Genomic DNA, 6,391 nt, shown 5'->3' with positions numbered 1-6,391 from the left:
GTCGACCTCCCCCTCGTCGAGCCTGGCCAGCGCCGCCGCCGCGTCACCGGTGCGCAGATCGAGCCGCACCTGCGGATGCGCGGCCCGGAACGGCGCCAACAGGTCGGGCAGCAGGGCCTGGCAGGCGGTCACCGTGGCGAACAGGGTGAGGCTGCCGGTGAGTTCGGCCGGGTCGGGATGCTCCTCGCGGTAGGCACGCCACAACTCCAGCGCCTGGACCGCGTATTCACGGAAGCGGTGCCCCTCCACCGTCAACGACACCCCGCGCGCCCCGCGGTCGAACAGCCGGTGCCCGAGGCCGGCCTCCAGCCGCTGCACGGTCCGCGTCAGCGTCGCCGGACTCACATGACAGTCGAGACTCGTCCGCCCGAAGTTCAGGGTCTGCGCCAGATGCAGGAAAAGATGCAGCTCCCGACGGTCGTCCCGCATCCCGTGACCTGGCCCTTTCACTTCGCGCAACAGTCCGCTGCGCAGATTGCGCTTGCCGCAATACTCGCCCGGAGCCTACAACTCGACCATGACCTCGATCACGCACACCTCCGCCGTCTTCAGCCTCGAAACGATGGACGTGCCCGGCGGCACGGAGACCATCCTGCGCGGCGGCCGACACCTCTTCCCGCTGCTCCCGCAGGCCTTCGCCGGCGTCCGCCGCATCGGCGTCATCGGCTGGGGCCCACAGGGCCGCGCCCAGGCCCGCAACCTGCGCGACTCCCTCGCCGGTACGGACATCCGGGTGAGCGTCGGACTGCGCCCCGGCTCGGCATCCGCGGCCGACGCCCGCGCGCACGGCTTCACCGAGGCGGACGGCACGCTCGGCGACTGGCTCGCCGTCACCGCCGACAGCGACCTGGTGATCCTGCTCATCGCGGACGCCGCCCTCGCCGCCCACCACGAGGAGATCTTCGCGGCCCTCAAGCCCGGCGCCACCATCGGCCTCTCCCACGGCTTCCTGCTCGGTCATCTCCGGGCCACCGGCGGCGAGTTCCCGCCCGGACACGGCGTGATCGCGGTCTGCCCCAAGGGCATGGGCGACTCCGTGCGCCGCCTCTACGAACAGGGCGCGGAGATCAACGGCGCGGGAATCAACAGCAGTTACGCCGTCCACGCCGACCCCGACGGCAAGGCCACCGACCGCGCGCTCGCCTGGTCGGTCGCGCTCGGCTCGCCGTACACATTCCGCACCACCCTGGAGAGCGAGTACCGCTCCGACATCGTCGGCGAACGCGCCATTCTGGCCGGTGCCGTCCACGGCATCGTCGAGAGCCTGTTCACCCGCTACCGGCTGGCCGGTGACGACGCGGTGACCGCGTACGAGCGCTCCTGCGAGAACGTCACCGGACCCATCGCCCGCACGATCTCGCACGCCGGACTCCGCGCAGTCCGCGAGGAGTTGGACCCGGCCGGCCGTGAGGTCTTCGACCGCGCGTACTCGGCGACGTACGGCCCCGCCCGCGAGATCGTCGCCGAGATCTACGACGAGGTCGCCGACGGCACCGAGCTGCGCAGCGTCGTCCTGGCCGAACGGCGGCTGGGGGCAAGGGAGATGACCAGGATCGGCGGTTCACCGATGTGGGCCGTAGGCGCGGAGGTGCGGGCGCGCCGGGCCGAACGGGCCCTGCCCGTCGAGCCGTTCACCGCCGGGGTGTTCGTGGCGACGATGACCGCCCAGGTCGACGAGTTCGCCGAGCGCGGCCACCCGTGGTCGGAGATCGTCAACGAGTCGGTCATCGAGGCGGTGGACTCCCTGCTGCCCTACATGCACGCCCGCGATGTGGCGTACATGATCGACAACTGCTCCCGCACGGCCCGTCTGGGCGCCCGCCGTTGGGGCCCGCGCTTTCAGGCTGCCTACGAGCAGATCGCCTACCCGGCCGCCGAACTCCCGGCGGACGAAGCCCTGTTGACGGCGTTCGACACGCACCCCATGCACGAGGCCCTGGCCGCGGCGGCGAAACTGCGGCCGTCCGTGGACATTTTCGTGGCCTAAGCGCAGCTCAGCGCGAGGTCGGGAACGGCAGGGCGTCCTGGTAGGCGTTCACCGGCTTGGCGACCTTCTCGACGGTGACGCCGTCGAGCGCGGCCGGGGCGGAACTCGTGCCCAGGGTTCCGCCCGCGTGCCAGGTCCCGGTGATCGTCACCCAGGTGTTGGCGGCCAGGGCCGGGATGCCGTAGACCCGCACCTTGATGGACTGGGCGTCCGCCGCGCAGCACGAGATCATGATGCGGGTCAGGTCCCAGGAGGTGCTTCCTCTGTCCGGCGTGACGAAACCGGTCATCCGGACGGTGCGGCCCTTGATGGTCCCCTTGCGGTCCTGCTGCACGCGGGTGGTGAAGTCGGTGAGCGTCATCGGCAGCGGTGAGGTCGCGGGCAGCGGATCGAAGGAGTCCTGCTGGGGGACGGCCTTGGGGGCGGCGCGGGAGGCGGTGTAGGCGCCGAGGGCGGGTGGGGCGTAGAAGAGGAGGCTGAGCGCGGGGAGGAAGAGCAGCCAGGCGACGCGGGGCACCTTGGAGTGGTTGTGCCCCATGTGCTCGTCGGAGTGTTCGATGTGGTCATGGCCCATGTGGTGGTCGTCCACGCCCGGTTTCTGCCGTGACCGCGACCATGCCTCTGCGATGCCGAGCAGGATCAGCAGGAACCCTGAGATGACGAGCATCGGGCGCATGCTCGGCTTGACGTAGCGCAGGCACAGGTCGGTGAAGAGCGAGGCGTGCAGCAGGCCCAGGCCGCTGAGGACGAGCAGGGTCACCTGGAGGGGGCGTCTCACAGCAGTACGGCTCCGATCAGCGCGCTGGACAGGACCGCGACGACCGTGGTGGCGGCGGAGAAGCGGGCCGCGAAGGCCCGGCCGAACGTGCCGGCCTGGAGGGCGATCAGCTTGAGGTCCACCATGGGGCCGACCACCATGAAAGCCAGCCGGGCGGTGGGGGAGAAGCCCGTGAGCGAGGACGCCACGAAGGCGTCGGCCTCGGAGCAGACCGCCAGGATGATCGCGAGCGCGGCGAGGAACAGGACCGACAGCCAGGGCGAACCGGCGAACGTGTCGAGCACGGAACGCGGCACCGCGACATTGAAGGTCGCCGCGGCCATGGCGCCGACGACCAGGAAGCCGCCGGCGTGCAGGAAGTCGTGCTGGAAGCCGGTGCGGAACTCCGTGAAGCGGCTGTGCCCCGGCCGGTGCCCGGTGTGGCGCGCGACCGGGCGCAGCCACTCCTCACGCCCCAGCCAGAGCCACAGCCAGCCCATCACCACGGCGGTGGCGAGCGAGGCGAGCAGCCGGGCCAGCACCATGACAGGACTGGCGGGGAACGCGATCGCGGTGGCGGTCAGCACAACCGGGTTGATCGCGGGCGCCGACAGCAGGAACGCGAACGCGGCGGCCGGGGTCACCCCGCGCCCGATCAGACTGTTGGCGACCGGTACCGACGCGCACTCGCAGCCCGGCAGGACGACCCCCGCGACCCCGGCGACCGGCACCGCGAACGCGGCCCGCTTCGGCAGGATCCTCGTGAACACCCGCGCCGGTACAAATGCGTTGATCGCCCCCGACAGTGCTGTGCCCAGCAGCAGGAAGGGCAGCGCCTGCGTGGTGATGGCGAGACAGACGGTCCGCCAGGCCTGCACGGCCGGCGAGTCCAGCCACCGCCCGACGGAGAAGAGCACCAGACCGGGAACGACGGCCGCCCCCAGCAACAGCAGCGGCCAGGACCGCGGCCACCCGGCCGCCACGACATCCGCCTCCGCCGCTCTGGGCGGCTCAACCGTCGTCTGCACACGAGCTCCACATGTTCGATGTCCGCGTCGAACATAGCGGGCCATCGCCAGCCCTCGACGACCGGCTCCGGCGCGGGGACGCACTGAGCGATCCCGTCGCCGAGCAACCAGTCGATCGACCCGCTCCCGGCCACCGTGCCGAGCCGTGCGGGGTCAACGCCAGTCGACGGCGAACGCCCGCGCCGGGTTCTCCCTGAACATGCGCCGCACCAGCTCCTCACCCAGCTCCAGCGCGAGCCGCGGCCCCACCCGCCGCAGCAGATACGGCATCCCCGGGCCGCCGTCCACCGAGCGGGCGCCCGCGACCACCGTGTCCCCGCCGAGCAGCAGCCGGTCGCCGAAACCGGCCTCGGCCAGCGCCCGCACTCCGTCCGGCATGCGCCAGTCCGTGGCGTGATTGGCGCGGGACGGGCCGTCGAACGCGAGGTAGGCACCCGTTTCCGCAGCCTGTCGCTGGATCACGTGGTCGGGGGAGCGATTGAGATGGCCGAGGATCACCCGATGCGGCTCGACGCCCAACTCCCCGCACAGCAGGTCCAGTACGTCGAGTGCGCCCGTGCCCGACTCCAGGTGGACGGCGATCGGCGCGCCCGTCGCCCGGTGCGCCTCGGCCGCGGCGGTCATCGTCCACCTGTCGTGCGCGTCGAGGCCATGAAAGCCGCCCGCGACCTTGATGACCCCGGCACGGACCCCGGACGGCCCGACGCCCTCCGTCAGCTCGGCGACGAACACCCCGGCCAGCCGACCGCGCAGGCTCGCCAGCAACTCCCGGCTGTAGTGGGCCGCTTGATGCAATCCGGTCGCGCACACCACATGCACACCCGTGGCCCGGGACAGCGAGGGCAGATCGGCGACCCGCCGCCCCATCCCGTACGGCGTCCACTGCACGACACACCCACCGCCCACGGAACGGAACGCGGCCAACTCGGCCCGCGCGGCAGAAGCGTCCTCCAGTTCCTGACCGGGGAGCCGGGGACTGCGCAGAAAGAGATGGTCGTGCGCGTCGCACACCCCCAGCTCCCCGGGGTCCACATCCCCCAGCACCGTACGGACGACCCCCACGCCACTCACCACTGCCGGCCTCGCGGCAACCCGCCCCGCCCCGGCGCCGAAAGATGCAGCACCTGGAACACGTCCCCCTCCGCCTTCGGCCCCTCGTGCTCCCAGAGCGAGAAGTACACCAACTCCCAGCCGCGCGGGTCGACGGCCGCTGCCGCGAGCACCGCTCCCTCCTCCCCGGCCAGCCTCCGGGTCTCGGCCACGGCCTCCTCCATGACGGCCGCCACCTCGACGCCCTCCGGCACCCGACGGCGTCGGCGCACCGCTACGGCGGCGGGAGCACTCGCGGCGCCGCCCTCCTCGTACGCGAGGCCCGTCCACTGCAGCACCTCAGGCCGCCCGAAGTCGTCGGCGACCCCCTGGAAGGCACCGCCCCACAGGAAGCGGTTCATGCCCTCCACCGTGCTCCACAGGTAAAACGGCGCGTACTGGTTGACCGGCGAACCGTGCACCCCGCGCTCGCGCAGCAGATACGCCTTGATGCCGAGCCCGTCCCAGTCGTCGAGCAGATGACCGATCCGCGCGACCCGGCCCCGGATGACGTCCAGGTCGTAGTCGCCGGGCAGAGTGAGTTCGTACTGCATGGCATGCATCAAGTGCCTCCTGGGGCAGGGTACTTCCGGCCGGTCCGCACGTAACTGGACGCCTACCGGGGAGACGTGGGGGCGAGCAGGGAGAGCAGTCCCCGGACACCCGCGTCGAACGCGCCCGCCGAACCGGACGCGCGGGCCAGGACGTACCCGCCCTGCACGGTAGCGAGGACCGCCGCCGCGATCTCCTCGCCGTCCAGTTCCGGCCCGAACTGCCCCTGTTCCTTGCCCTCTTCGACGATTCCGGCGAGCCGCTCACGGATCCGGTCGAGCGCCTCGTCCACCGGCTCCCGCAACTCCGCGCTGGCGATCACGTCCGGGTCCATCGTCAGCCGCCCGATCGGACACCCGCGCAACACCTCGCGCTCGCGCCGCAGATACGCCTCGATCCGCTCGTACGGCGTGCCCGGCCCGTCGAGTACGCCCTCCGCGCCGGCGCGCAGCTCCTCGGACGTCCGCCGGATCGCCGCCAGCGCCAGATCATGCTTGCCCTTGAAGTGGTGGTACATGCTGCCCTGCCCGGCGCCCGCGCGCTCCAGGATCGCCTTGGGGCTGGTGCCCACGTAACCGCGCTCCCACAGCAGCTCACGGGTGGACTCGATCAGTCGCTCCGACGTGCTCATACGGCGACTGTACATACCAGTAGGTACAGAAGTCGAGCACCCCTGGAGCAGATGCAACGCGCTCGCGTACTCCCCGGGAGGTACACACACTGCCGCTGGCCGTACGACGACCCGGCCCCCTCCCCGGAGCCAGTCTCGACACATCACAGAAAGCCCGTCGAGGGCTCGGGACTCCTTGGAGATGAATCGACATGCAGACTCTGGCGAACTGGAACGGTGGCGGCCCCGGCCCGTGGATCCTGTTCTTCCCGCTGATCTGGGCGGCCGTGGTGGGCGTCGTGGTGACCGTGCTCCGCCGCACCGCCTGGCGCGGTCGCGTCACCCCGTGGCGCGCGATGCCCGCCCCC

At 71.5% G+C, this 6,391-nt stretch carries 7 protein-coding genes and 1 pseudogene; 2 read left to right on the top strand and 6 right to left on the bottom strand.

The window, feature by feature from the left end:
* The coding region (locus R6V09_RS42935) for a LysR family transcriptional regulator (protein WP_317886911.1) at positions 1-429 on the bottom strand (429 nt) is incomplete at its 3' end.
* Between the two features lie 88 nt (positions 430-517).
* Here R6V09_RS42935 and R6V09_RS42930 point away from each other — a divergent pair.
* Complete coding sequence (locus R6V09_RS42930; protein WP_317886910.1) at positions 518-1,987, top strand: ketol-acid reductoisomerase; 1,470 nt, start codon at positions 518-520, stop codon at positions 1,985-1,987.
* A gap of 7 nt (positions 1,988-1,994) precedes the next feature.
* Here R6V09_RS42930 and R6V09_RS42925 read toward each other — a convergent pair whose 3' ends face one another.
* From R6V09_RS42925 to R6V09_RS42905, 5 genes are all read right to left on the bottom strand, one after another.
* The gene (locus tag R6V09_RS42925; protein WP_317886909.1) at positions 1,995-2,765 is read right to left on the bottom strand and encodes a TIGR03943 family putative permease subunit; all 771 of its coding nucleotides are present in this window, start codon (positions 2,763-2,765) and stop codon (positions 1,995-1,997) included.
* Positions 2,762-3,772, bottom strand: coding sequence for a permease (locus R6V09_RS42920; protein WP_317886908.1), 1,011 nt, complete (start codon positions 3,770-3,772; stop codon positions 2,762-2,764). Before R6V09_RS42920 ends, R6V09_RS42925 begins: the two co-directional genes overlap by 4 nt.
* 153 nt (positions 3,773-3,925) lie before the next feature.
* The gene (locus R6V09_RS42915; RefSeq protein ID WP_317886907.1) at positions 3,926-4,834 is read right to left on the bottom strand and encodes a phosphotriesterase family protein; all 909 of its coding nucleotides are present in this window, start codon (positions 4,832-4,834) and stop codon (positions 3,926-3,928) included.
* Between the two features lie 5 nt (positions 4,835-4,839).
* Positions 4,840-5,424, bottom strand: a complete 585-nt coding sequence (locus R6V09_RS42910; RefSeq protein ID WP_317886906.1) for a DUF4865 family protein — start codon at positions 5,422-5,424, stop codon at positions 4,840-4,842.
* Between the two features lie 53 nt (positions 5,425-5,477).
* Entirely contained in the window at positions 5,478-6,044 is a 567-nt protein-coding gene (locus R6V09_RS42905; RefSeq protein ID WP_317886905.1) for a TetR/AcrR family transcriptional regulator, read from the bottom strand.
* A gap of 191 nt (positions 6,045-6,235) precedes the next feature.
* Here R6V09_RS42905 and R6V09_RS42900 point away from each other — a divergent pair.
* A pseudogene (locus R6V09_RS42900) lies at positions 6,236-6,391 on the top strand (SHOCT domain-containing protein); the annotation flags it as partial.

The sequence above is a fragment of the Streptomyces sp. W16 genome, assembly GCF_033194735.1.
In the GTDB taxonomy this organism is placed as follows: Bacteria; Actinomycetota; Actinomycetes; order Streptomycetales; family Streptomycetaceae; genus Streptomyces.
Note: the sequence above shows the minus strand (reverse complement) of the source record. Positions and strands in the feature narration are given on the sequence as shown.